This window comes from Pedobacter insulae (assembly GCF_900113525.1).
Classification (GTDB): domain Bacteria; phylum Bacteroidota; class Bacteroidia; order Sphingobacteriales; family Sphingobacteriaceae; genus Pedobacter; species Pedobacter insulae.
The window spans coordinates 113,433-138,655 of sequence record NZ_FOPP01000003.1 but is presented as its reverse complement, the minus strand read 5'-3'; the positions used below and the strand labels follow the sequence as shown (position 1 = coordinate 138,655).

The window sequence follows — 25,223 nt, the reverse complement described above, 5'->3', positions numbered from 1 at the left end:
CATGAGTCGAGAGTTCAGACTTTGGACTGTGGACTAAAGACTTAATGCGTATCTTTGCGCTCTATGGCAAAATCATTTGAAGAATTTAATTTAAATAGGCAAATATTAAATGCGGTTGCCGATGCAGGTTATACTGTTGCTACACCTATACAGGAGAAAGCAATCGCACCAGTATTATCTGGTCAGGATATTTGTGGCATAGCAGAAACGGGGACTGGTAAAACAGCTGCCTATGTTTTGCCTATGTTGATGAAATTAAAGTACGCACAAGGTGATGCTGCACGAGCTTTAATTTTAGCGCCTACACGTGAGTTAGCGATGCAAATTGCCGAAGAAGTTAAGCGTTTTAGTACTTATACTGATTTGCGTTCGGTCGTTATATTTGGTGGAATTGGCCCTAAAGCTCAAAAAGAACAAATAAAAGCAGGTGTTGATATTATCATTGCAACTCCTGGTCGCTTTTTAGATATCTATCTATCTGGAGAAATTAATACTAAATATTTGCAGTTCTTGGTTTTAGATGAAGCCGATAAAATGATGGATATGGGTTTTATAGGTTCTATTCATAGAATTTTAGAAGTTGTACCTCGTAAGCGTCAAAATTTGCTTTTCTCTGCAACAATGAGTTCATTGGTTCAAAAAATTGCTGGCGATTTTTTAAAGCACCCAACAATTATTGAGGCATCTGAGCAAGCAACTCCTGCCCAAACAGTAACACAGGTTTTGTATGATGTCCCAAATTTTAAAACGAAAATTAATCTCCTGCAACATCTATTAAAAGACGTTGAGGTTTTCAATAGGTTAATCATTTTCTGTAAAACGAAAGCAGTTGCCGATAATATCTACAGTTTTGTAGTTCGGAGGTTTGGAGAAGAATCGGTTCGTGTTATCCACGCTAATAAAGGTCAAAACACGAGAATAAACTCTATCAATAGTTTTAAAGAAGGGAATATCAGGGTTTTGGTAGCAACCGATGTAGCGTCCAGAGGAATTGACGTGTCCGAAGTTAGTCACGTTATTAACTTCGATGTGCCTATTATTATTGAAGATTATGTGCATAGAATCGGAAGGACCGGAAGAGCATTTTCTACAGGTGATGCCATTACTTTCTGTACAGAAGCAGAGAAATATTATGTTCGTAAAATTGAAAAATTAATCCGTCAGTATATCCCTGTTGAGCTAATTCCGGAAGGCGTTTTTATTGAAGAAACCCCTTATGAAGAAAGACAACAAATTGCAAAAGAGATAGATTTGCAGAAACGTAAAGAAGATCCCGATTTCAAAGGGGCATTTCATGAAAAGAAAAATGCCAAACAAATTGAGGAGCGAGAAAGGGAAAAGGCTAGAGCAAAAGCACAAAAAACCAAAGTGTTTAAGAATAAAAAGCGTTTCGATAAGAAAAAATAGCAAGCCTTACGATAGTGAGAATTGTAGCATTAAAATTGAATAATGAATAAAAAATGAAGTTCAGATTAACTCCGTTAAACATTGTCACAGCATTGGGATTTGCGATGCTTGCTTTTTTGGTGATACAACCCTCTGAAACAGTTAAGGGGCAACCTGATCTAACGAGCTTTTATTTATTAATATTGGGTTGCCTAGTGTTAATAACTTTTGTAACGGATATGATTTTTAGGTTTACTTTAAAGGATTTGAAAAAAATCTGGATTGTCGAATTAGTTTTTATTGTTCTCACAGCAGTTTTAATAGTATTATTACAAAAGTAAAACCGTTGTCATTTAAATATACTTTGCAAAATCAGCATATTTGTGCCAGAAAATAATTAAGTGAAACCACTTTTAACATGAGACAAGCAGAAATAAAAATTACAGTAGAATTAGACGACCATAATATGCCCGAAAATATTCTTTGGGAGAGTACAGACGCAGAAACAAAAGACCAGGTTCCTGTTAAATCAATGATTCTGGCTCTTTGGGATCATAATTATAAAAATTCTATGCGTATCGATTTGTGGACGAAAGATATGCCTGTTGATGAGATGAAAAGGTTTTTTTATGAAACCCTTCAGACGATGGGTGACAGTTTTTTAAAGGCTACCGGCGAAGAAAATATCGTGGAAGATTTAAGAGATTACTGCGCTCATTTTGCAGAAAAAATGGGGATAGACCCTAAGAAATAACTCGTTTAACAGTTTTTAACTTCCTACACTTAATGCTCAATTTGTAACACTATGCTAATCATCAACAAAATAAACGCTTATATAGGACTTCTTTTAACAGTAATTGCAATTAGCATTTGTCCAATGATTAAAGTGCCTTTTAAAGGGAGTTGGAATTTATACCAAACTGATGAACGCTTGTTTTTTATTAGCATCGCACTTATTGCGATTACCTCACTTTGCCTGTTTGTTAGACAACTGAGGATGTTCAGATTGTTATCTTTTGTCTTGTTTGTTTGGGGGTTACTAATGGCCGCTGCGGTTTATTTCAAAACCAACCACTATTTTGATTCTAAGTTTTTTGATAAGGTACTAGCTAAAACGATCCATTACCAATGGGGATGGATCGTGCTATTGGTCGCTTGTTTGCTATTGCTAACGAGTGTGAAAAAAGAGAGACTCCAAGTGTGATCCGTCGACTGAGGTCAAAATTTCAATTCCGTTTGTCCTTTTTGTGCCATGTCCCTTTCATGTTGTAAGAGCCATTTTTTGCGCCATAACTCCCCAGCATAGCCCACTAGTTTACCATCACTTCCTATTACTCGGTGACAAGGAACAGCGATAGCAATATTATTTTTTCCGTTAGCTGCTGCTATAGCTCTTATGGCTAAGGGCTTGTGTGCAGCAAACTTGGCGTATGAAAGAGTTTCTGCATAAGGTATTTTTAATAGATTTTGCCAAACTTCTTGCTGAAATTCAGTTCCATGTTGCGCTATCGGAAAAGTAAAGTTCTTAAGTGTACCCTCAAAATAGTCTGCAAGTTGTTGGGCGGCCAACTTGCTGATCGCGTTTTCTGTTAAACTTTTAGTATCTTTTTCGCCAAAAGAAACTACTGAAACGGCAACTTCATCTGCAATCACGGTAATATCGCCTATCGGACTTTTAACAATGCTGCAATATTTAATCATTACGCAATTTACAGTTTAATGTGAAGATTCTACCTATACTTAGGTTTTGTAAGATATTTTTCGTATATTTAATATAGGATTAATCAATCCTATATCCCTTAATCTAACTCTTTTAAAATCCCTGGTTTTGCTGTATTGGAGTCCACCCTAAGTCCACCCCATATCCATGGTAAGTCCGCATAAAGTCCAGGGTAGTAGGCTTGTTCCTTAGTCGTTCCTTAGTTGTTCCTATATCATCCCCCTGGGGTTCCCTTTTCCTTTTGTCATCCCTCTTTAATCTTTTCTCCTTCTCCACAGCTTTTAGCCTGGATCTTTCTGCTTTAATCTCAAAAAACTATCTTTGCCAAATGCACTTAGCAAATCAGGTTAAACAACTTATTAAAAAGGAAATGCAATTGGAGTGGCGATCTAAATACGCGCTCAACGGAGTGTTGCTTTATGTTGTTTCCACCGTTTTTGTTTGCTATATGTCGTTCATCTCCATGCCCGAGAAACTAACTTGGAATGCGTTATTTTGGATTATTATGCTGTTTGCATCAATTAATGCAGTGGCAAAAAGCTTTCTTCAAGAAAGTAAAGGCCGCCACTTATATATTTACACGTTGGTGAGTCCCCTCGCTTTAATCATTGCCAAAACACTCTATAATAGCTTATTGATGATCGGTTTAACATTAGTTGCGCTGGCGTTTTATTGCCTGGTGTTCGAGCCACCGGCAGATATCGATTATCTGATGTATTTGGTTGCTGTTATCTTAGGAAGTTTAAGTTTCGCCACAATATTTACGATGGTTTCTGCAATTGCTTCAAAAGCAGGGAATGGTGGTATGTTGATGGCTATCTTAAGTTTCCCAATAATCATCCCCGTATTGATTGTTTTGGTAAAATTGGCTAAAAATGCAATCGATGGATTGGATCGTAGTGTAAGTTTAGATGATATCGGACTTTTGTTGGTGATAAATGCCATGGTAATGAGTGTGTCGTTAATTTTATTCCCATATTTGTGGAGAGATTAAATAAGTTATGAAGAAAAATTGGTGGAAAATTTTAGGCGCTTTATTGGTGCTTTACTCAACAATTGCAGGTTTGTTAATGGGAGTACCTCGACTGCCTATTTTACATGAATCAATTCGAAACCTTTATTTTCATGTTCCAATGTGGTTTGCAATGATTGTATTGTTTTCAAATTCAATTTATTTTGGAGTTAAATCATTGCTTAGTCGCAGTCAATACGACGATCTCAAAGCTGTTGAAAGCGTAAATGTTGGCGTAGTTTTTGGTGTTTTAGGTTTGTTAACTGGAATGGTTTGGGCAAAGTTTGCCTGGGGTGAATTCTGGAGCTTTGATCCAAAGCAGAACTTTTCAGCAATCTCATTATTATTGTATTTCGCCTATCTTATTCTAAGAAATGCCATCGACGAAGAGCAGAAAAGGGCTAAAATATCTGCTATTTATAACATTTTTGCCTTTCCAATGATGATTGTGCTCATTTTTGTGCTTCCAAGATTAAAAGATTCTCTACATCCCGGAAATGGAGGGAACCCGGGTTTTAACATGTACGACTTGGATAGTAGAATGCGCATGGTATTTTATCCCGCATGCTTAGGCTGGATTTTAATAGGATATTGGATTTACACTATTCGTTTCAGAATAAGTTCATTAACTTATAAACAACAATAATTATGAAGAAGATCGTTTTTACTTTAATCATGCTAATCACATCAATGAATTTATTCGCCCAAGCAAGCGAAATCGAAATGGCTGATGCGTTGCGTAGCAATGGAAAAATCTATATTGTTGTCATCAGTATTGTCATTATACTACTTGGTTTATTGACGTATCTTTTTGCAATTGAAAAAAGATTGAAAATGTTAGAAAAAAAATCTGGCGACAAAAACTAATTTTAAACTATCTAATCCCAATCTTTTATCCCTTTATATATGGTGTTGTTCTTACACTAAGCAAATTTGCACTTGCATTAATGGTTTATTTTAATGCAATTTTGCACCCGTAAAAGAAAAACTACATTTATAAAACTACAAATAATGGCTAATACAGCAAACGAAACAAGTTTCTTTCAAGATGTTTGTAAGAACTTTGATAGTGCCGCACAATTCACCAACCATCCGGAAGGTTTATTGGCTCAGATAAAAGCATGTAACAGTGTATACCGTTTCCAATTTCCAATTCGCAGAGGTAACGGTTTCGAAGTAATTGATGCATGGCGTGTAGAGCATTCTCATCACATGAGCCCAACAAAAGGTGGTATTCGTTACAGTGATATGGTTAACGAAGACGAAGTAATGGCGCTTGCGGCGTTGATGACTTTTAAGTGTGCGATTGTAAACGTTCCCTTTGGTGGCGCTAAGGGTGGAATTTGCATTAATCCAAAAAATTATACGGTTGCCGAGTTGGAAACGATTACCCGTCGTTATACTACAGAGTTGATAAAAAAGAATTTCATTGGTCCTGGTATTGATGTTCCAGCTCCTGATTATGGTTCTGGTGAACGTGAAATGAGCTGGATTGCAGATACTTATATGACAATGAACCCTGGCTCGTTAGACGCATTGGGTTGTGTAACAGGTAAACCAATTGCCTTACACGGAATTCGTGGTCGTAAAGAAGCAACAGGAAGAGGTGTGGCTTACGCAGTACGTGAATGTGTGTCGTTTGCAGATGATATGGCTAAAGTTGGTTTAACGGCTGGCTTAGATGGTAAAAGAGTAATTGTTCAGGGATTAGGTAATGTAGGCTATCATTCAGCTAAATTCTTGGCAGAGTTTGGAGCTACAATTGTTGGTGTTTGTGAGTTTGAAGGAGCAATTTACAACGCAAATGGTTTAAATATTGATGAGGTTTTTGCTCATAGAAAAAATACAGGCTCGATCTTAGGATTTGCAGGGGCTAAGGACTTCAAAAATTCATTGGAAGGCCTGGAACAAGATTGTGATATTTTGGTTCCAGCAGCATTGGAAAATCAAATCACCGACGCAAACATCCGTAACATCAAAGCGAAAATTATTGCTGAAGGTGCAAATGGTCCTTGTACACCCGAAGCTGAGGAGATTTTCACCGAAATGGGAGGAATGATTATTCCAGATATGTATTGTAATGCTGGTGGAGTAACAGTTTCGTATTTCGAATGGTTAAAAAATCTTTCACACGTGGCTTTTGGTCGTATGGAAAGTCGTTATGCAGAAAATTCTAATGCTAACTTGATCAATACTTTAGAGAATTTAACAGGTAAGAAAATCCCTGCAGAAAATCGTTTAATGATCGTTAAAGGTGCCTCTGAGATGGAACTTGTGAATTCAGGTTTAGAAGATACCATGATCCATTCTTATCGCGAAATAAGAGAAACCTGGATTACTAAGCCACAAGTTAAAACATTAAGAACAGCTGCATTTGTAAATTCAATTGATAAAATAGCCGTGTCTTACATGAATTTGGGTATTTGGCCATAGGTCAGTAAACAGGTTTCAGTAAATAATATCACAGGGGTCCAAATTTATTTGGGCCCCTTTTTGTAACTTAATATATGTGTCAAAACTTTTTTCAATTTTCAAACGTATATTGAATAAATTTATAATATGAAATCTTTCAGTTTATTTATCGTTATCGTTACCTTATTTTTACTCGGATCCTGCGGTTCTTCAGAGAATAATCATACCAAAGCTAAATTGCCAGAAGTTAAATCGACCGAACGTACTGCAGTGTTTGCTGGAGGTTGTTTTTGGGGTATTCAAGAAGGATTTAGCCAGCTAAAGGGCGTTGTCAAAGCTACTAGTGGCTATGCCGGAGGAACTACTGAAAATCCAACTTACGAAGAAGTTGGAGCCGAGCGAACTGGTCACGCAGAAGCTGTTCAAGTTATTTATGACCCAAGTATGATCACTTTCAAACAACTTACGCATGCTTTTTTTGTAATGCATAATCCAACAGAACTTAATAGACAAGGTCCGGATGTTGGAACCAGTTATCGTTCTATAGCCTTTTATGATAATGCGGAAGAAAAGAAGATTGTAGAGGCCGAAATCAAAAACCTTAATGAAACAAAATATATCGGCCTTGATGTTGTAACAGAGGTTGAGCCTCTACCTACATTTTACCCAGCTGAGAACTATCACCAAAATTATGTTCGTTTGCATCCGAATGATGCCTACGTGCAGGGGGTGTGTGGACCAAAAATTGAAAAATTGAGAACCGCAATGCCCGAACTGCTTAAGTAAGCGTTGGAGTGTTCGTTAATATCAACCAATTGTCATGATATGCAATAGAGCGTATTCAATATGCTCCAGCTAAGTATGTTTTTTTATCTTTGTAATCGAAGATTTAATTTAACAACTTAAATGAGGAAAAGTGCAATTGTTGGTTTAATCACTATAGCTATCTGTATCGGATTTTTAGTGAGCTTAAACGCAGATACTGATACCTATTCTAATTTTACTGAAGCGGCTTCTTCCAACAAAGAAGAGCACGTAATGGGCTACTGGGAGAAGAGTAAAGGAATGCACTACGATGCAGTAAAAGATCCCAATCATTTTTCTTTTTTCATGAAAGATGAAAAAGGAAAAGTTAAAAAAGTGGTTTTAAGCGGAACAAAGCCTCAGGATTTCGAACGATCTGAAAAAATAGTATTAATAGGTAAAATGAATAATGATACATTTTACGCTTCTAAAATACTGATGAAGTGCCCTTCTAAATATAATGATAACTTGGTCGAAGTGCAAAAAGATGGCCAGGTAAAACCTTACAACAAATCTTAATGGATTCCGTAAAATTTATAGGTGAAAGCCTTCTTCCCGGTCAAATCGGACAACTTTTTATTGTGCTTGCCTTTGTAGGCTCGTTACTTTCCACCATTGCCTATTTCTTTGGCGTAAAAAACCAAAATAAACAAGATCTTTCGTGGACAAAAATAGGACGAGCGGGCTTTCTAATTAATGTGGCAAGCATTATCGGAATTGGAGTTACACTATTCTATTTGATTTTAAATCAAAAGAATGAGTATTATTACGTATATGACCATTCATCTAAGGCCCTGCCTATATATTATATTATTTCAGCTTTTTGGGAGGGGCAGGAAGGAAGCTTTTGGCTGTGGGCATTTTGGCAATCACTGCTGGGAGTAATATTAATTTGGAGGGCTAAAACGTGGGAAAATGGCGTGATGACTGTAATTGCATTTTCACAAGTTTTTTTAACCTCTATGTTATTAGGGGTTGAAATATTTGGCGAACGAATTGGTAGTTCTCCATTTATTCTTTTTAGGGAAGTTATAAACTTAAAAGAATGGGCACCAGTAGTTTTCAATGACCCTAGTAATTATGCAAATTATCTTAAATTTATTACTGATGGTCAGGGTCTAAATCCATTATTGCAAAATTACTGGATGGTAATTCACCCACCCACCTTATTCTTGGGTTTTGCGAGTATGGTAGTCCCATTTGCATATGGTATAGCTGCTTTATGGGAAAGACGCTACAAAGAGTGGATTAAACCCGTATTGCCTTGGGCTTTATTTGCGGTGATGATATTAGGCGCGGGTATTATTATGGGTTCATTTTGGGCTTATGAAGCACTAAATTTTGGCGGCTTTTGGGCGTGGGATCCGGTAGAAAATGCTTCAATTATTCCTTGGTTAACACTCATTGCTGGAGTACACGTAATGATTGCTTTTAAAAATACAGGGCATGCTTATTTTACGGCAATTGCTTTGGTTTTCATTAGTTTTATCTTGGTATTATATGCTTCTTTTTTAACGAGAAGCGGTATTTTAGGGGATACTTCAGTTCACTCTTTTACAGACATGGGAATGTTTGGGCATTTGATACTGTATAATGTTGCGTTTTTGGTCATCGCTATTTATTTTATTGCCACACGCTGGAAGGAACTGCCTATCACACAAAAGGATGAAGAAACTTATTCGAGAGAGTTTTGGATGTTCATAGGGGCGCTAGTTTTAACTGTAGCCTGTTTACAGGTCATATTTACAACTTCTGTGCCCGTATTTAATAAAGCTTTTGGCACCACATTTACTCCTCCGGTAGATGTAATCAAATATTATAACAAATGGCAGGCACCCTTTGCAGTCCTAGTAACGCTAGTTTCGGGCTTTTCACAATTCTTAAAGTATAAAAGAACCGACCCGAGGAAGTTTTACAGTAGCCTGATTTCATCTATTGTTTTTGCATTGGTGATTACTGGTGGTTTTGTTTACCTCACAGAAATTTATAGCAATTTAATGTATATCATCCTTACATTTAGTTGTGTGTTTGCCATTCTCTCCAATGCACGTTTACTTACAGGAGCATTCGCGGGTAAAATAAATAAGCTAGCAGGCTCTGCGGTTGCTCACATTGGCTTTGCATTATTGCTATTAGGAGCCCTAGTTGCCGCAGCTACAAGCAATCCGATTTCTATAAATGAGGAGAAAGATATCCCGGTAAGAGATTTTGAAAAAGCTGCAGACCCTGGCGAAAATATCATGCTATTTAAGAACGAGCCTAAGAAGATGGGCAAGTACACTGTTACTTATATAAGCGATACTACCATTGCACCAAACACTTTTTATAAGCTTAACTTTAAGCGAATTGATGAAAAAACGGGTAAAGTAAAAGAAGATTTTGAGTTAAATCCAAGTATACAGGCAAATGAAAGTATGGGGCTGATCGCTTCTCCAGACACCAAACATTATTTAACATCTGATATTTATACACACATTACCAGTGCTCCCGACAAAAAGGAAGAACACGCCGAACATGAAGGTCATTCGGAAGAGGAAAATTATAAGGTCCCACGTATTTTAAACTTAGCTGTAGGAGATACATTGCATACAAGTAGCGGTGTTTTAACGGTTAAAGCCATGAATACAGCTCCAGTAGTTAAAGATTTAAAGTTAGCACCTGGAGATTTAGCAGTTAGTTTAACTTTGGAGGTTAACGTAAGCGGGAAAATATACAATGCGGAGCCGTTATTTTTAGTTAAAGGAAATAACATTTTCGATTTTGCCCGTAATATTGAAGAACTAGGTTTGAGATTTAGGTTTACTAAAATTATCCCCGAACAGGATAAGGTTGAACTACAGGTATATGAGAAGCCGCAGCAGTCTAAGGATTGGGTAGTTTTTAAATCCATTGAATTTCCTTACATCAATTTATATTGGATAGGAACCATCGTAATGGTGATTGGCTTTATCATGTCTATTCTAAGAAGAAGAAAAGAAGTGACGACTAAGTAGATGAAAGTTATACTTATTGGATCTGGAAACGTAGCCACTCATATTGGTTTAGCGCTTAAAGACGCCGGAGTTTTGGTGACACAAGTTTGGAGTAAGCAATATGACCATGCACAAGCACTAGCAACATTAGTATCAGCAGATGCTATCGAAAATCTAAATAAGCTGGATCAGACCGCAGATTTTTGTATAATCGCTATCAAAGATGATGCGATACTAAGCATGGCTAAAGAGTTGACCACTTTTAAAGGCATTATCGTTCACACCTCTGGTGCGGTAGATTTGACAGTTTTTGAGGGATTTGAGAAATATGGTGTCTTTTATCCGTTGCAGACTTTCTCTATCGCGAAAGAAATTGATTTTTCGACTGTCCCGATTTGCATTGAGGCTAATACAGGTGTTGTTTTAACCTGTATTGAAGAGCTAGCAAAGAAGCTAAGTAGGTATGTAGTTGAAATTGGGAGCGATAAACGTAAAATTTTGCATTTGGCCGCAGTATTTGCTTGCAATTTCACCAATCATCTATACGCAATATCCGCAGATCTGCTAAGTAGTCATGGATTAGATTTCAATTTAATACGGCCATTGATTTTAGAAACAGCTGAAAAAGTACAGCTCACATCGCCAAAGAATGTACAGACCGGGCCTGCTGTAAGAAACGATGAACGGACCATGAAAAAGCACGAAGAATTGTTGCTAGAACAGCCACAATTAATAAATATATATCAAATATTAAGTGAGAGCATTAAAAAAACAAAGAAATAACACATTTTCCGTTTTGGCTGCTTACTTTTGCAAATAGCTATGAGTATTTTTAAATTAAAAATAAATTTTGAAGAGGGGGGAAGAGAATCTATTGAGCTTCCTATTGCTGCTGGAGAAGATGTATTAGATATTGTTTTAGACAATGGCATTGAGTTACAACATAATTGCGGAGGTGTTTGTGGTTGCAGTACTTGTCATATCTATGTGAATAAAGGCATGGATAATATTCAAGAAATATCAGATAAAGAAGAAGATTTTATTGATCGAGCAGTTAGACCAAAAATTACTTCTCGACTTGCTTGCCAATGTATTGTATTAGATGGAGATATAGAGGTTACGATTCCAGACCAGTCTGAATTCTTAGGGCACTAAATTAGCTAACAATTAATCAATTCAACAATTAACCCGTTAAACAATAAAATGAACAACGATAAATTTGCATTACCGATATACTGGAACGATCATGAAGACATAGCGCAAGAGCTTTATGAAAAATTTGGCGATGAGTTTAATGAAGCCAAAATATATCGTATTCGTTTTACTGAATTGATTGAATGGGTACTCTCTCTACCAAATTTTAAAGGAACAAGAGAAGAGAGCAACGAAGGACATTTGGAACAAATTCAATCTGCTTGGGTATATGAGTGGAGAGATAATCAGTAATATATGTTAGAAAGGCTTAAAGACATTACCACGTTCATTTTTGATGTAGATGGCGTTTTAACAGACGGAACTGCCATAGCATCTGAATCCGGAGATCTTTTACGTACATTCAATATTAAAGATGGTTATGCCTTGCAATTAGCGCTAAAAAAGGGTTATCACATTTGTATTATATCTGGAAGTGGTGGTCCGGCCACAACCAAACGCTTCGAGAATTTGGGATTGCCCGATGTTTTTCTTAGAGTTGGCGACAAAGTCAAAGTCTTTCAAAATTATCTAACAGAAAAGGACATTTCTCCAGCTCAAGTTTTATATATGGGCGATGATATGCCTGATTATGAAGTGATGAAGTTGGTTGGTATTGCAACCTGTCCCATTGATGCAGTAGATGAGATCAAACAGATTGCACATTATATTTCGCCACGAAAAGGTGGAGACACGGCAGTGCGAGATGTGATCGAAAAAGTACTCAAAGTACAACTTAATTGGTTCGATTTAAATCCAATGGCTTCTGATTCAGCTAAATAAATTACCACACTATTTTGTAATAATTAAGTTACGCTTAGCGATTAAACTTAATCCTATTTTTAGGTTCTAAGAACCATAAATCACAGAACCAAAATGGAGTTCTAAATTAAAATTAGCGCTTCATAGCAATTAAAACAAAAAGAAAAAACATGAAAAAATTATTAATTATCTGCGGATTATTATTCAGTGTGGTAACATTCGCTAATGCACAACAAGGTGGTGGACAAGGCCGTGGTGGTACGCCAGAAGAAAGAATTAAAAGACAAACTGATCAATTGGTTGAGAAATTGAAATTAACTGACGATCAAAAAGCTAAGGCAACTGTGATCTTTACTGCACAAGTTGCTGCACAGACAAAAATGCGTGAAGAAATGCAAGGTGGAGGTGGCGATATGGCAGCAATGAGAGAGAAAATGACCAAAATGCAAACTGAAACTCAAACTAAAATCAAAGAAATTTTAACTGATGATCAGAAAAAAGCTTATCAAACTATGTTAGATGAGCAAAAAGCAGCGATGGAAAAAAGAATGAAAGAAAGACAAGAAGGTGGCGGTCAATAATTAAAGCTCCTTTCTTTATAATATAACAGAAGCGACTTATAGTCGCTTTTGTTGTTTATATTGCTTTTTGCTATTTTCGTGGAAATTTACAAAATGTATCAACAAAAGCTCCCTATTGTTTTAGCCTCTAAATCTCCCCGGAGACATGAATTATTAAAATTGATGGGCCTAGATTTCAGTGTCGACCTTAAGGATGTTGATGAAAGCTATCCTGAGAATTTAAGCCCTGCAGAAATAGCAGTTTATGTTGCCGAACAAAAAGCAACAGCATTTGGAGATGTTTCGGGTAAGATAGTCATTACTGCCGATACGATTGTTGCTTTAGATGGAGAAATTTTAGGTAAGCCGAGAGATAAAGTCCATGCCTACGAAATGTTGAAAGCATTAGCAGCTAACAAACACGAGGTCTATACGGGAGTAGCTTTGGTTAAAGACAATAAAATGCATTCCTTTTATGATGTTACAGAGGTGTTCTGTAGAGCGGTAAGCGAAGAGGAAATCAACTTTTATATTGACAATTTTAAGCCGTTTGATAAAGCTGGAAGCTATGGTATTCAAGATTACTGGGGTTTGGTAGTTGTGACACGTATGTTAGGGTCTTATACCAATGTTATGGGATTACCTACCGAGCGGTTATATGATGAACTAAAGAGCTTATCATAGGATTACAGTTAATGCTCCACACTTTTAGCCAACACACCCATTTTTAAATCAAAAGTAGATAAAGTTATTTCCTTGATATTTAATTTTGTTAACACATAATTAGTTAATAAAGCAGCCATTACAATCATATCTACTCTTAAGGGGATTAAGCCATCCATGTTTGCCCGTTGCAAGTGATTGGCGTTGATTAGCTTAGATGAAAGTTCCTGATAAGCATTGTAATCAATAGTGGCAGTATAATTTTCCAATTTAGGATTAATCATCGTGTCAAATGTCTCGAAAGCCCCAGCTGAACCAATTAATGTTTTTGGTTTATGTATTTGGCAAAGTGTGATAAGTTCTGTTAGCTGAGCATCCAAATGGGCAATTATAGCCAATTGATCCTTTAAAGAAATTGGATCGGACTTAAAAAATGATTGCATCAGTCTGGCCGCTCCAATGTTATAGCTCTTTTTCCAGATGACATTTTCCTGATCGCAAAGAATAAATTCAGTGCTTCCACCTCCTATATCCATAATTAAAGAGGATTGGGTAATTGCACCACTCCATTTTACTCCTTCATAAATATAAGTTGCCTCTTCATCGCCATCAATTATATCAATGGCAATACCTGCGACTTCTTTTGCTGCAGTTACAAAGTCGTTGCCATTCCTAGCACTTCGTACACCCGATGTAGCCACAGCTTTTATTGTTTTAATTTTATAAAAGTCAATAGTTTTCCTGAATTCCTGCAAACAAGAAATTCCACGATTAAAGGCTAAAGGGATAATTGAATTTTCTTTAGTGATGTCTTCACCTAACCTAACCGGTACATTAGTTTTGTAAATTATAAAAGGTTCACCAAACCTAACCGCTGCGATTAAGAGATGAAAGGTATTGGTTCCAAGATCAATTATTGCAATTTTCATTGCCCCTAACCTTTATAGCTAAACCATTTAAACATTTCTTTAAAGGTTGTTTTTTTACCATACATTAAAATACCAACTCGGTAAATTCTTCCTGCAACCCAAACTGTACCTATAAAACCGACTACTAAAATGAACATTGATAGTGCTAACTCCCAATTGGGAACTCCATAGGGCAGGCGTACTACCATGGCAATAGGAGAGGTAAAAGGAATCATGGAAAGCCAAAAAGCAACAGGACCATAAGGATCATTGGTCACAACACTTAACGAAAGTGCGTAGCCTAATAACAGCGGCATCATCACGGGCATCATAAATTGTTGGGTCTCTGTTTCACTATCCACAGCCGACCCTATAGCAGCGTATAAAGCACTGTAAAATAAATATCCTGCTAAAAAGAAAAATATAAACACCGTTACAATTTTTCCAATTGGTAACCCCGCTAAGCTTTTTTGTATATCGACCATTGGGCCTTGCTGCATTGCAATAGCAGAACTCCCATGTGATAATTGAGTACCCGCTTGTCCAGCTTTCGCAACTGCCACAGTTTTTTCAATATCATCTTTGTTCGCAAAGAAACTAACTACGGCGGTCGATATTGTTAAGGTAAGTACAATCCACAAAATAAACTGCGTTAAGCCCACCATAGCAATGCCGATAATTTTACCCATCATCAGTTGAAAAGGTTTAACCGAGGAGATCATTACTTCAATGATACGGCTGGTTTTTTCTTCAATCACTCCGCGCATCACCTGAATGCCGTATAGCATGATGAACATAAACATCAATATCCCAGCAATAAAAGCTATGATGGTACTTGCTCCAGCACTCGAATCCTCTTCCTGACCGGTTTCAGCAATTTTTTTGGTGGATATATCAACGTTAGTTTTCAATTGATCAAGGTCACTTTGAGCAATCCCGGATTCTTTTAATTTTTGATTGCGAATTAGCTCTTCTATGTCATTGGATATTCTTCTGTTTAATGATAATCCTGCTTGTTTCGCGCCGTAAAGCTGAATGTTATTAGGTGCCTGCAATGTGAAATTGGGAAGATATAGTACATAATCATAATCACTTTTTTTGAGTGACGTTTTCATCTCATCCAAATTTCTATTTACATACTCATATTTAATGTTTTTATCAGATATTAATTTCTCTGTTAAGATTTTATTGTCATTAACTACTGCAACCTTATCGTAGGTGTCATTAATCCCTTTGTAGGTAAAGTAGCCAATTAAGGCATAAATTCCAGCAATTAACAAGGGTGTTAAAAAAGTCATAACAATGAACGACTTTTTCTTTACCCGTGATAAATATTCTCTACGTATAATTAATAAAATTTTATTCATGATGTTGTCCTTTAACTTTATCTATAAAAATATCGTTCATCGTTGGAATTACTTCATCCAACTTAGTAATTGAAACATGGGGGAGTAAGATAGAAAGTACCTCATTTACTGTTTTTTCGGGGCGCAATTGAAGCTTGATCAGGGTTTTTTCTTTCACTTGCTCAGTTTGTAATACGTCAAAAATGCCGTTAGTACTTTGTACATTATAGGTGCCTTCATATTCGAGCCAATAGGTGTTGTTGCGGTAAGTCCCCTTGATTTCGTCTACGCTGCCATCCAAGATTTTTTTAGATTGATGGATCAACGCAATATGGTCACAAAGTTCCTCGACACTTTCCATTCTATGGGTTGAAAAAATAAATGTCGCCCCTTGTCTATTCAGTTCAAGTATTTCGTTTTTAATAATATCTGCGTTTACTGGGTCGAAGCCAGAGAATGGTTCGTCAAGAATAATTAACTCAGGTTGATGGAGTACCGTAGCTACAAACTGAACTTTTTGCTGCATCCCCTTGCTCAAATCTTCTACTTTTTTATTCCACCAACTTCCCATTTCAAGTTTCTCAAACCAGAATTTAATACGTTTAGTTGCTTCGGCTGTGCTCAATCCCTTTAATTTCGAGAGGTATAGAATCTGCTCGCCAATTTCCATCTTCTTGTACAAACCCCGTTCTTCCGGTAGATATCCAATTTGCGAGATATGATCAGTATTTAAACGTTTGCCATTAAATATTACTTCACCGCTATCTGGTGCCGTTATTTGCGTAATGATACGGATGAGAGAAGTTTTACCAGCGCCATTTGGTCCCAGGAGTCCAAATATTTTACCTTTTTCTACTTCCAGACTTACATTGTCCAAAGCGCGGTGAGCTGCATATTGTTTAACAATATTTTTTACACTTAACATTTTCTATAATTTAGTTTCGTGCTGTTAAGATAATTAAAACCTTTTATTGTTACATGATGAATATTAAGTAAAAGATGTAACATATCATATTAAAACTCCGTATCAGTGAATAACGGCTAACGCAGGTCGCTACTAACTTTAACTAAGAAAAAATGAAGAAATTTTTGATCGCATTCGCAATTATTATTGTTGCACATCTAGGCTGTAAAAAACAAGAGATAGGGGAAAGAGGACCCTGTGCTTGTTCGCCGTTAAGCTATCCATATTTAAGCTTAGTAATAAAAAACGCAGCAGGAGAAGATTTATTAAATTTGAAAACCAACAATTCCTTTACCGTTAATCATATTAAACTTTATGTATTAGACGCAAATGGGCAGACTAAAAATGTCGATTTCGGCATACGACCGCCTTTTTCTTATGGATCAAACCAATTTACTTTTCATCAACTTCACGCTCAAAATATTGTAGCTTTAACTGCATCAACAAATGGCACCTTTTATCTCCAGTTAGGAGATAGGACTCCCTATAAGTTAAATCTTAAACTTAATACAACGACTTCTAAAATAGAGAAATTACTAGTTAACGAGGTAGAGGCACCAATTGAAAATGGTTCACTTCAAGGCTATACAGACGGGAATATATTTTATCTTGAGTTTTAGCAAAATTTAGTTAAAAAGCAGTAGAGAAAAAGCCGATACATTATTAACGTATCGGCTTTTTAATAGTTTTTATTCGAAATATTCTTTCATCTTGTCGAAGAAACTCTTGTCATGTTTCCCAGGTTGAGGCTTGAAATTTGGAGACTCTCTTAATTTCTCCAACATAGTCCTTTCTTCACTATTTAAGACTTTTGGAGTCCATATATTTACATGTATAATCTCATCTCCACGATGGTAAGAATTAATCTCAGGAATACCTTTGCCTTTTAAGCGTAATAATTTTCCACTTTGTGTTCCAGCATCAATTTTAATTTTTGCCTTTCCATCAATCGTTGGAACCTCGGCGCTAATTCCCAATGCTGCGTCAATAATGCTTAAATGTAGATCATATACAATATTATTGCCCTCACGTTTTAATGTCTCATGTGGTAATTCCTCAATTAATATAATCAGGTCTCCAGGCACACCACCATTAGCAGCTGCATTACCTTTTCCTGCCATACTTAACTGCATACCATCGCTAACGCCTGCGGGAATATTAATGTTGATGGTTTCTTCGCCACGTACAATTCCGTCGCCATGGCAAGCACCGCATTTTGCCGTAATTTGTTGACCGTTACCGTGACACGTAGGACAAGTTGCAGTGGTTTGCATTTGTCCCAAAATTGTATTGGTTACCCTCCGCACTGCTCCACTACCGCCGCAGGTGCTACATGTGCTTACGGATGATTTATCCTTAGCTCCGCTGCCATCGCAGGTTTTACAGGTAACCTGTTTGTTTACTTTAATTTTTTTCTCTGAGCCATTCGCTATTTCTTCCAGCGTTAATTTAACCTTTATGCGGAGATTAGTGCCTTTTGTAACTCGTCTTCCGCTGCTTCTAGATTGACCGCCGCCACCGAAAAAGCTATCGAAAGGACTTCCGCCACCGCCGCCAAAGATATCGCCAAATTGGCTAAAGATATCTTCCATGTTCATACCACCGCCACCGTAACCACCGCCTCCTGCAGCACCTCCAACACCAGCGTGACCATATTGGTCATAACGTTGCTTTTTCTCCGGGTTACTTAAAACCTCATAGGCTTCTGCCGCTTCTTTAAATTTCTCCTCAGCAGCTTTATCATCCGGGTTCTTGTCAGGATGATATTTGATAGCCAGCTTACGGTAAGCTTTTTTTATTTCTTCTGCAGATGCGTTTTTGGCTATGCCAAGAATGTCGTAAAAATCTCTTTTGCTCATTTTTTTATGCTCCAACAACTACTTTCGCAAAACGGATAACTTTATCATTTAAAGTATAACCCTTTTCAAGCTCATCCACTACTTTCCCTTTTAAATCGTCGGTAGGCGCAGGAATTTTTGTAATAGCCTCGTGAATATCTGTATCGAAAGTGGCATGTAAACTTTCCATTTCCTTTAATCCTTTTTGCGTTAAAATGCTTTTCAACTTATTTTGAACAAGCATGATACCTTCACGAATAGCGGTAACCTCTGTCGCTGTCTCCGTTGCTTTTAACGCACGGTCGAAATCATCTAAAACGGGTAATAGCGAAACCACAACGTCTTTTCCAGCAGTTTGTAAAAGTTCAATGCGCTCTTTTTGTGTCCTGCGCTTATAATTATCAAACTCTGCAAACAGACGAAGGTATTTGTCATTTAACACACCATTTTCTTGTTGTAATTTTTCTTCGACAGACAACTCTATAACAGGTTCAGGGGCGATGTTTTCTTCAACGTTATTTTCGTTGGTTTCTTGATTCATTGCTTCTTGTGCTGCCAAATCTTCATCAGTCATGGGCTCTTCGTTCTTTTTCTTCTTATTAAACATGTTATATACTCGTGCTTTTTGGGTTTAAACTCAAAAGTTTTGCCAATAACAAAAATCAGCCATGCTGTCAGTTTTACAAGAGCATTACTGCACAGAATGACTGATTTATTTTATTTTGTCAGAACTGACTTAGTTGTTAACACCAAGATAATCGTGAGAAAGGACAATGTTAAATTTAGGAAATCTGTGCGTCCTCGTGCATCCTACCACCTTCACATTTGATAATTCTAGAAGGGAAGGTTCTGATGATATGGTAATCATGTGTGGCCATTAATACTGCCGTACCACTCTGACTAATTTGTTTCAATAACAAAACGATTTCTTCGGAGGTTTCAGGATCCAAATTCCCTGTAGGTTCATCGGCAAGAATAATTTCAGGATTATTTAATAAAGCTCTTGCAATTACTATACGCTGTTGTTCGCCACCAGAAATTTCATGGGGCATTTTCTTGATTTTTGAACGTAAACCCACTTTATCTAATACGTCTTTAATCCGCTCGTTAATTAAATTTTCGTCATTCCAGCCGGTAGCCTTTAACACGAATTCTAAATTCTTTTCGATAGTTCTATCACTTAAAAGCTGGAAGTCTTGAAAAACAATTCCCAATTTACGTCTTAAATAGGGTACCTCTTTATCGGCCAAATTTTTAAGATCAAAATCTGCAACTTTTCCATTGCCATTTCCGATATGTAAATCGCCGTAAATAATCTTAAGCAAACTACTCTTTCCCGATCCGGTTTGTCCGATTAAGAAAACAAATTCACCTTTTTCAATATTCAAATTTACATTAGCTAAAACAAGATGTTTCTGTTGATAAACATCTACGTTTTGTAAGTTAATAACTGAGTGTCCTGCCATGTTCTATAAATCAATTTTAGCAATTTGTCCAAAAGGCAAATCATTAATGAAACTCATAATATAGGCTTGTTTATCGCCAAATCCTAATTTTTCTAATGATTTATCAGGTCTATCTACCCTAAAATAAGCCAATAAAGTGAATTTTTCATCTCTTAACTGAACATAATCGGGTATTTTGGCAATGCCTTTTACTTTTATGATATACATTTCTTCAAAAATAGCATTTCTTTACCTTACCACAAACACCCAGCCACTTAAAGTATCGAAATCTTCATTTAGATAGATGGTATAATAGTAAGTACCTACTGGAACATCTTTTTGATTAAATTTACCATCCCAGGGTTTATACGAGCCTTTATTATTAAAAACAGTAAGGCCGTTTCTATTTACTATTTTTATCGTGTGCTTGGGGAATGCCTCCAGCGCTGGAATATGCCAGTTGTCATTTGTTCCATCTGCATTCGGCGTAAATGTATTTGGAATCTCTATTTTTGGATAAACCTTTACAAAAACATCATCAGTTGTAATGCCACAAGCCGATTGAACTGTTAATGTATAAGTTATATCTTGCGTGGGAGAGGCAATAGGGTTTAGTTTCCGAGGATCGTCTAATCCTGTTTCTGGACTCCAATGGTATGTAGCATTGTTGTTGTGAATTAGACCGCCTAATTTAACACTTTTGCCAAAATGAACTTGTTTGTCGAGCCCTGCGTCAGCTTTTGCATCTACTCTAACAGTAAGCGGAGATGAAGCGATTCTACAATTAGGAGAAGCAATATTTGCATTCTCAGCAACCAATAGTTGATAGGCATAAATTCCAGCCTTTGCATTGGTATATTTTATGGTGAGCCTAGTTGTTTGAGCATCAATTGAAGTTAGATCACTCCATCCAGAACCTGTATTTATTTGCCATTGATAGGCTGGATCAGCATAAACCTGCGATACCACTGCGGCCAAATTAATTGTTTCAGACTTTCCTTCACAGATATTAATGTCACTCGAACTTGTGTTTACAATGACTGGAGAAATTTTTGGGCCACATGCCCGAAATGTGATGTCATCTAACGCTAAGTCATTTCCATCGCCACCTGGATTTTCATTGGTCATAATTAAGGTAATTATTCCGACATTTGGTGGAGTTTTGAATGTTTTTCCGTATTGCTCCCATTTGGTAACTGCATGTCGAGGGATATCGCCTGTTGAAAACTCATCTATTGTTTGTCCGTTGTTTTGGATAGTGAATTTGATACTGGGGTTGTTTCCTGATTTATTCAATATGTTAATTACCCAAGCCGCAAATTCATAAGTAACATTCGGGCAAAGACCAGTTACAGTGGTTTGATAAAAAATACCTGGAGTATACGATGCATTGACCACCATCATATAACCATTTGGATCGTTCGTATGATTGATAATGTTTTGATGCCAGCCGTTGTTTAAGTTGGCGGTTGATTTAACGATGGTATAGGAACCATCTTCAGGGGTTCCACGAACAAAGTTGTAATTGGTAGACGAACCTAAAGGATTTCCAAAGGTTGTTGTTCCAGACCCAAAATCAGTTCCAGCAGTCGCAATAGGTGCGCCTAAATCGCCCTCACATACTTGTGCTTTTATTTCATTGGTCATAAATAAAACAATGAAGAAAAAATAAAACGATTTAGGTGTTGCGCTCAACTAAAATGATTATGCAGGCAAAATAGCTATTGTTTTTGTTATTTTACTAGGTTTAATAAAAAATCAACGGTATTAATGTCATCAGCGTAGTCCCAAAGTCGCGGATGTTGACTTTCACCGAAACTGATCGTTTCTTTCTTAATACTTAAATTTATATTTGATACTACACATTGAATGTTATCATGTGCATTGTCCAATAATTTTTCGATATTGTTAATGGAATCATATTCCTCATAATATAGTACCGCTAATGGCGAAGTAAAAGAAAGATCTTCTTTAACGAGCAGAAAGCCATTATCGTAATGCTTAACAGCATTCACTAAGTAAATAGATTTATTATAGTCGTAATTGTTATTGTATTTAAAATGATTGATAATTGGCTGGTATTTTTCTAAAGGTTCGAAGAAGTTTTTTATTTCGTAACCTTTAGGTATATAGATTTTTGACACATTTCTACAACCTAAACCAAAGTAATCAAAAATATCGTGACCTAAATCTTCAATTTCAACTGTCGTTTCATTGCCGCTTAGCACAGCCACACTATTTCTGTTTTTTCTAATGATGTTGGGTACTTTCCCAAAATAATAATCAAAATAACGAGAAGAATTGTTGCTGCCTGTCGCTATAATTGCATCAAAATCTTTTAACCGTTCAACATATTGGATCCGATCGGCTAATGAAGGTTCCAAATTGACTAATTGCGCTAATAAAGTAGGGATTAATTTATCGTCGGAAGAAGACATTTTAATCAAAGCCGTGTTTCCCGTTGCCAGTACGCAAATTACATCATGAAACCCAACTAATGGAATATTTCCCGCTAAAATCAATCCTACTTTTTTTGGGGTGGTAGTCAGGCATATTGTACTGAACCACTGCTCAAGATCGGATTCATTTAGCATTTCTCCCAGGGAGGAAAGCGATTTCTTAACCTCAGTAGGTGTAAACCAAGCATTATGATGTTGAGCATTCTGTATAATGGCGGCAAGTTCATTATCAGGGTCGCACATTAACTCACCTAATTTTTTTAGGGCATTAATTAACAATTTAGTAGTATGTAATGACATATTTAGCACTATTATAAATCGATTATTGTTATATTTGCAGCTGCAAAGGTAAACTTAGCAATAGATATAGACGAACACATGGCAATTAAAATAACAGATGAGTGTATTAATTGTGGAGCATGCGAGCCAGAATGCCCAAATAATGCAATATATGACGCAGGTACAGCCTGGAGATTTTCTGATGGTACAAATTTAGATGGTATCATCGATTTTGGTGGACAACAAATTGATGCAGGAGCTTCTCAAGATGCAGTTTCTGATGAAGTATATTATATTGTATCGGATAAATGTACGGAATGTAAAGGTTTTCATGATGAGCCACAATGCGCTGCGGTTTGCCCTGTAGACTGTTGTGTAGATGATGAAGATGTACGCGAAACAGAAGAAGAATTATTAGCTAAAAAAGCCTGGTTGCATCAAGAAGGTTAACTTTTAGTAAGTTGAAGATATAAAGAGATACGATAGCATCTCTTTTTTTTATGCGCATCGGTTCATAAATTAATCCTTATTGGGTATAATCATTACTGGGCAAGCAGATTTTCTTGCAACATGTTCAGCAACACTTCCCATCAAGAAATGATATATCCCTCCTCTGCCATGGGTTCCGATAACGATTAATTCAGCTCCCCATTCATCTGCCTGCTGTATAATACCATGCGTAGCCGTATCAATAATTGATAAATAAGTTGTGGCTATTCCCATGCCATGTTTATTGGCAATTTCTTCTAATAAAAGGTGGCTATTTTCTTTACTGTTATCATAAGCTTCTAAAAAGACCGGTGCTAAAGTAAAATCTGGATTAACCGAAGCAGGTGCAGGCTCAATAATATTGACCAATGCAACCTCAGCATTAAATTTTGAGGCCAGTTCGTAACCTGCTTTCGCAGCCAATTCAGAACAAACACTGTTGTCAACTGCGATTAAAATTTTTTTAAAGTTCATGATGCGTAGATTTGGTGAATATTTAATTAAAAGTAACAAATTTTTGGCTTAAATGTTTGGTTATAAGGGTTAATCCTTATTTTTGGCTATGGAAATTTATCACCTTTGCAGAGTTGCTGTTGCGCCGCTAAGAAATGAACCTTCAGACAGGAGCGAGATTGTATCCCAATTGCTATTTGGGGATCGTGTTAAGCTTTTGGAAAAAACCGAGAAGTGGTGTAAAGTAATTACCTATCATGATGATTATGAGGGATGGATGGATTACAAGCAGCTGAAGTTGATTACTGAAGACGAATTTTTAGCTGAACAAAATTATACATACTTAACGCCTGTTCAATTAGATAATACTTTAATTGCCAGCGATGGGACTAAATACTATTTAACTCCAGGTAGTACCTTGCCAAATTATAAAGATGGCTTTTGTGAGATAGGAGAGGAGAAGTTCCGTGTGACTTCTTTACCTTTTGTGCCGAGAAAAGAAAATTTCAGGAAAGAAGTTGAAGGAAATGCTAAGTTTTTCGAAAACACCTCTTATTTGTGGGGAGGAAGAACTTTTTTTGGAATTGATTGTTCTGGCTTTGTTCAAACCGTGTATAAATTAAATGGCTTACAGTTAAAGAGAGATGCTTCGCAACAGGCCGAACAGGGAGAAACTGTAGATTTTCTAGAGTCTGCAGTGCTGGGTGATTTAGCATTTTTCGACAATGAAGAAGGGAAAATTACCCATGTTGGCTTAATGCTAAACAATCACCAGATTATTCATTCTGCCGGAAAAGTTCATATTGATCCGATTGATGGACAGGGTATTTATAGCGCAGAATTAGGAAGATATACGCATAAATTGAGGATTATCAAACGGTTTTTTTAAGAGACTAGCCCGTCAGTTCTTTCATTAGTTTATCGAAGTTGCCTTTCAACTCTGCTAGTTCCTGTTCAACTTTCGCTAATCGTTCCGCTAGCTCGTTATTTCCTTTTGATGGAACTTCATTTAAATACTCTTCCTCAATTGCTTCAACATCACCAGCAAATAAATGCATATAACGAACTTCTTTCTGACCATGCCTACGTGGTAATTGCTTAATATAGGAAGGAGATTCGTTAGCCAGTTTTTCTAGCGTTTGTTGTACTTCTTCTAAGGTTTCAAACTCATATAATCGTCCCGAATTGGTGTTTATTTCACCGGGTGTTTGCGGGCCTCTTAAGAAGAGCAGGCACATAATGGCTACTTCGGAAGGAAGGAGTGGGAATACAATTGCAAAATTGTGCTTGTATTTAATATTACGGATTGACCCCCCTGTTGCAGTAGAAATTAATCCTGCAATTTTTAAAGAATTTAATGCTGTAATGATTGTGGACTCATCATATTGCACCACAGGTTTCCGCGATGTTTTTTGATTGCACGCTGCGACTAAACCATTCAGTGTCATTGGATAGTAGTCTGGAGTAGTTTTGCATTTTTCCATTAATGCTCCTAAAACTCGTATTTGTTCGGCCTCTAGTATTGGTAAAGCTTTTGGTGTGTCCATTTGCTAAAGTTAA

31 protein-coding genes are annotated in these 25,223 nt (G+C 36.8%); 19 read left to right on the top strand and 12 right to left on the bottom strand.

All coding sequences use genetic code 11. The features are described from left to right. Positions 1 to 63: 63 nt before the first annotated feature. The 3 genes from BM207_RS05940 (at position 64) to BM207_RS05925 (ending at position 2,590) form a co-directional block, all read left to right on the top strand. Positions 64 to 1,407 carry a DEAD/DEAH box helicase gene (locus BM207_RS05940; protein WP_090992655.1) on the top strand — a complete coding sequence of 448 codons (1,344 nt, stop codon included), beginning with the start codon at positions 64 to 66 and terminating at the stop codon, positions 1,405 to 1,407. Positions 1,408 to 1,804: 397 nt separating this feature from the next. Beyond that, positions 1,805 to 2,140 carry a gliding motility protein GldC gene (gene gldC / locus BM207_RS05930; RefSeq protein WP_090992653.1) on the top strand — a complete coding sequence of 112 codons (336 nt, stop codon included), beginning with the start codon at positions 1,805 to 1,807 and terminating at the stop codon, positions 2,138 to 2,140. Positions 2,141 to 2,263: 123 nt separating this feature from the next. Next, complete coding sequence (locus BM207_RS05925) at positions 2,264 to 2,590, top strand: hypothetical protein (RefSeq protein WP_245768044.1); 327 nt, start codon at positions 2,264 to 2,266, stop codon at positions 2,588 to 2,590. A gap of 14 nt (positions 2,591 to 2,604) precedes the next feature. On the opposite strand, the gene BM207_RS05920 is transcribed toward BM207_RS05925, so the two are convergent. Next, entirely contained in the window at positions 2,605 to 3,087 is a 483-nt protein-coding gene (locus BM207_RS05920) for a methylated-DNA--[protein]-cysteine S-methyltransferase (protein ID WP_177217068.1), read from the bottom strand. Between the two features lie 347 nt (positions 3,088 to 3,434). On the opposite strand from BM207_RS05920, the gene BM207_RS05910 reads away from it, so the two are divergent. From BM207_RS05910 to BM207_RS05850, 13 genes are all read left to right on the top strand, one after another. Beyond that, positions 3,435 to 4,100 (top strand): heme exporter protein CcmB, encoded by a 666-nt coding sequence (locus tag BM207_RS05910; RefSeq protein WP_090992650.1) that lies wholly within the window; start codon positions 3,435 to 3,437, stop codon positions 4,098 to 4,100. A 7-nt stretch (positions 4,101 to 4,107) separates the two neighbouring features. After that, on the top strand, positions 4,108 to 4,764 hold the full coding sequence (gene ccsA, locus BM207_RS05905) for a cytochrome c biogenesis protein CcsA (protein ID WP_090992649.1): 657 nt from the start codon (positions 4,108 to 4,110) through the stop codon (positions 4,762 to 4,764). A gap of 2 nt (positions 4,765 to 4,766) precedes the next feature. Beyond that, positions 4,767 to 4,985 (top strand): CcmD family protein, encoded by a 219-nt coding sequence (locus BM207_RS05900; protein WP_090992648.1) that lies wholly within the window; start codon positions 4,767 to 4,769, stop codon positions 4,983 to 4,985. A 144-nt stretch (positions 4,986 to 5,129) separates the two neighbouring features. After that, entirely contained in the window at positions 5,130 to 6,551 is a 1,422-nt protein-coding gene (locus BM207_RS05895) for a Glu/Leu/Phe/Val family dehydrogenase (RefSeq protein WP_090992956.1), read from the top strand. A 126-nt stretch (positions 6,552 to 6,677) separates the two neighbouring features. Further along, positions 6,678 to 7,316, top strand: a complete 639-nt coding sequence (gene msrA / locus BM207_RS05890; protein ID WP_090992647.1) for a peptide-methionine (S)-S-oxide reductase MsrA — start codon at positions 6,678 to 6,680, stop codon at positions 7,314 to 7,316. A gap of 120 nt (positions 7,317 to 7,436) precedes the next feature. Then, positions 7,437 to 7,853, top strand: a complete 417-nt coding sequence (locus BM207_RS05885; RefSeq protein ID WP_090992646.1) for a cytochrome c maturation protein CcmE domain-containing protein — start codon at positions 7,437 to 7,439, stop codon at positions 7,851 to 7,853. Then, positions 7,853 to 10,327 carry a heme lyase CcmF/NrfE family subunit gene (locus BM207_RS05880; protein WP_090992645.1) on the top strand — a complete coding sequence of 825 codons (2,475 nt, stop codon included), beginning with the start codon at positions 7,853 to 7,855 and terminating at the stop codon, positions 10,325 to 10,327. The genes BM207_RS05885 and BM207_RS05880 overlap by 1 nt, the downstream gene beginning before the upstream one ends. After that, a complete protein-coding gene (locus tag BM207_RS05875) occupies positions 10,328 to 11,089 on the top strand; it encodes a Rossmann-like and DUF2520 domain-containing protein (protein ID WP_090992644.1) in 762 nt (253 codons plus the stop codon). A 39-nt stretch (positions 11,090 to 11,128) separates the two neighbouring features. Continuing rightward, complete coding sequence (locus BM207_RS05870) at positions 11,129 to 11,461, top strand: 2Fe-2S iron-sulfur cluster-binding protein (RefSeq protein ID WP_090992643.1); 333 nt, start codon at positions 11,129 to 11,131, stop codon at positions 11,459 to 11,461. A 48-nt stretch (positions 11,462 to 11,509) separates the two neighbouring features. Then, complete coding sequence (iscX, locus tag BM207_RS05865) at positions 11,510 to 11,752, top strand: Fe-S cluster assembly protein IscX (RefSeq protein ID WP_090992642.1); 243 nt, start codon at positions 11,510 to 11,512, stop codon at positions 11,750 to 11,752. Positions 11,753 to 11,755: 3 nt separating this feature from the next. Continuing rightward, positions 11,756 to 12,280, top strand: coding sequence for a KdsC family phosphatase (locus BM207_RS05860; protein ID WP_090992641.1), 525 nt, complete (start codon positions 11,756 to 11,758; stop codon positions 12,278 to 12,280). A 149-nt stretch (positions 12,281 to 12,429) separates the two neighbouring features. After that, the gene (locus tag BM207_RS05855) at positions 12,430 to 12,840 is read left to right on the top strand and encodes a Spy/CpxP family protein refolding chaperone (RefSeq protein ID WP_090992640.1); all 411 of its coding nucleotides are present in this window, start codon (positions 12,430 to 12,432) and stop codon (positions 12,838 to 12,840) included. A gap of 93 nt (positions 12,841 to 12,933) precedes the next feature. After that, entirely contained in the window at positions 12,934 to 13,503 is a 570-nt protein-coding gene (locus BM207_RS05850) for a Maf family protein (RefSeq protein WP_090992639.1), read from the top strand. Between the two features lie 8 nt (positions 13,504 to 13,511). On the opposite strand, the gene BM207_RS05845 is transcribed toward BM207_RS05850, so the two are convergent. From BM207_RS05845 to BM207_RS05835, 3 genes are read right to left on the bottom strand one after another with little or no spacing between them, the layout of a single operon-like run. After that, positions 13,512 to 14,411, bottom strand: coding sequence for a Ppx/GppA phosphatase family protein (locus BM207_RS05845; protein WP_090992638.1), 900 nt, complete (start codon positions 14,409 to 14,411; stop codon positions 13,512 to 13,514). A 5-nt stretch (positions 14,412 to 14,416) separates the two neighbouring features. Then, positions 14,417 to 15,757, bottom strand: a complete 1,341-nt coding sequence (locus BM207_RS05840; RefSeq protein WP_090992637.1) for an ABC transporter permease — start codon at positions 15,755 to 15,757, stop codon at positions 14,417 to 14,419. Further along, entirely contained in the window at positions 15,750 to 16,661 is a 912-nt protein-coding gene (locus BM207_RS05835) for an ABC transporter ATP-binding protein (protein WP_090992636.1), read from the bottom strand. The genes BM207_RS05840 and BM207_RS05835 overlap by 8 nt, the downstream gene beginning before the upstream one ends. A 152-nt stretch (positions 16,662 to 16,813) precedes the next feature. On the opposite strand from BM207_RS05835, the gene BM207_RS05830 reads away from it, so the two are divergent. Then, the gene (locus BM207_RS05830; RefSeq protein ID WP_090992635.1) at positions 16,814 to 17,320 is read left to right on the top strand and encodes a hypothetical protein; all 507 of its coding nucleotides are present in this window, start codon (positions 16,814 to 16,816) and stop codon (positions 17,318 to 17,320) included. A gap of 69 nt (positions 17,321 to 17,389) precedes the next feature. Here BM207_RS05830 and dnaJ read toward each other — a convergent pair whose 3' ends face one another. The 6 genes from dnaJ to BM207_RS05800 form a co-directional block, all read right to left on the bottom strand. After that, complete coding sequence (gene dnaJ, locus BM207_RS05825; protein ID WP_090992634.1) at positions 17,390 to 18,559, bottom strand: molecular chaperone DnaJ; 1,170 nt, start codon at positions 18,557 to 18,559, stop codon at positions 17,390 to 17,392. A gap of 4 nt (positions 18,560 to 18,563) precedes the next feature. After that, the gene (locus BM207_RS05820; RefSeq protein WP_394332964.1) at positions 18,564 to 19,145 is read right to left on the bottom strand and encodes a nucleotide exchange factor GrpE; all 582 of its coding nucleotides are present in this window, start codon (positions 19,143 to 19,145) and stop codon (positions 18,564 to 18,566) included. A 175-nt stretch (positions 19,146 to 19,320) separates the two neighbouring features. Beyond that, positions 19,321 to 20,004, bottom strand: a complete 684-nt coding sequence (locus BM207_RS05815; RefSeq protein WP_090992633.1) for a cell division ATP-binding protein FtsE — start codon at positions 20,002 to 20,004, stop codon at positions 19,321 to 19,323. 3 nt (positions 20,005 to 20,007) lie between these two features. Next, positions 20,008 to 20,211 (bottom strand): fructose-6-phosphate aldolase, encoded by a 204-nt coding sequence (locus BM207_RS05810; RefSeq protein WP_090992632.1) that lies wholly within the window; start codon positions 20,209 to 20,211, stop codon positions 20,008 to 20,010. Between the two features lie 21 nt (positions 20,212 to 20,232). Continuing rightward, a complete protein-coding gene (locus BM207_RS05805; RefSeq protein WP_090992631.1) occupies positions 20,233 to 21,630 on the bottom strand; it encodes a T9SS type B sorting domain-containing protein in 1,398 nt (465 codons plus the stop codon). Between the two features lie 86 nt (positions 21,631 to 21,716). After that, positions 21,717 to 22,742, bottom strand: coding sequence for an acyl-CoA reductase (locus BM207_RS05800; protein WP_090992630.1), 1,026 nt, complete (start codon positions 22,740 to 22,742; stop codon positions 21,717 to 21,719). A 78-nt stretch (positions 22,743 to 22,820) separates the two neighbouring features. Between BM207_RS05800 and BM207_RS05795 the strand changes: the two genes are divergently transcribed. Then, positions 22,821 to 23,171: a 4Fe-4S dicluster domain-containing protein gene (locus tag BM207_RS05795; protein ID WP_090992629.1), complete on the top strand. Its 351-nt coding sequence runs from the start codon at positions 22,821 to 22,823 to the stop codon at positions 23,169 to 23,171. A gap of 69 nt (positions 23,172 to 23,240) precedes the next feature. On the opposite strand, the gene BM207_RS05790 is transcribed toward BM207_RS05795, so the two are convergent. Next, positions 23,241 to 23,684, bottom strand: a complete 444-nt coding sequence (locus tag BM207_RS05790; RefSeq protein ID WP_090992628.1) for a universal stress protein — start codon at positions 23,682 to 23,684, stop codon at positions 23,241 to 23,243. Positions 23,685 to 23,772: 88 nt separating this feature from the next. Between BM207_RS05790 and BM207_RS05785 the strand changes: the two genes are divergently transcribed. Continuing rightward, complete coding sequence (locus BM207_RS05785; protein ID WP_090992627.1) at positions 23,773 to 24,552, top strand: C40 family peptidase; 780 nt, start codon at positions 23,773 to 23,775, stop codon at positions 24,550 to 24,552. Positions 24,553 to 24,556: 4 nt separating this feature from the next. Here BM207_RS05785 and BM207_RS05780 read toward each other — a convergent pair whose 3' ends face one another. Beyond that, complete coding sequence (locus BM207_RS05780) at positions 24,557 to 25,210, bottom strand: YceH family protein (RefSeq protein ID WP_090992626.1); 654 nt, start codon at positions 25,208 to 25,210, stop codon at positions 24,557 to 24,559. Positions 25,211 to 25,223: the final 13 nt, after the last annotated feature.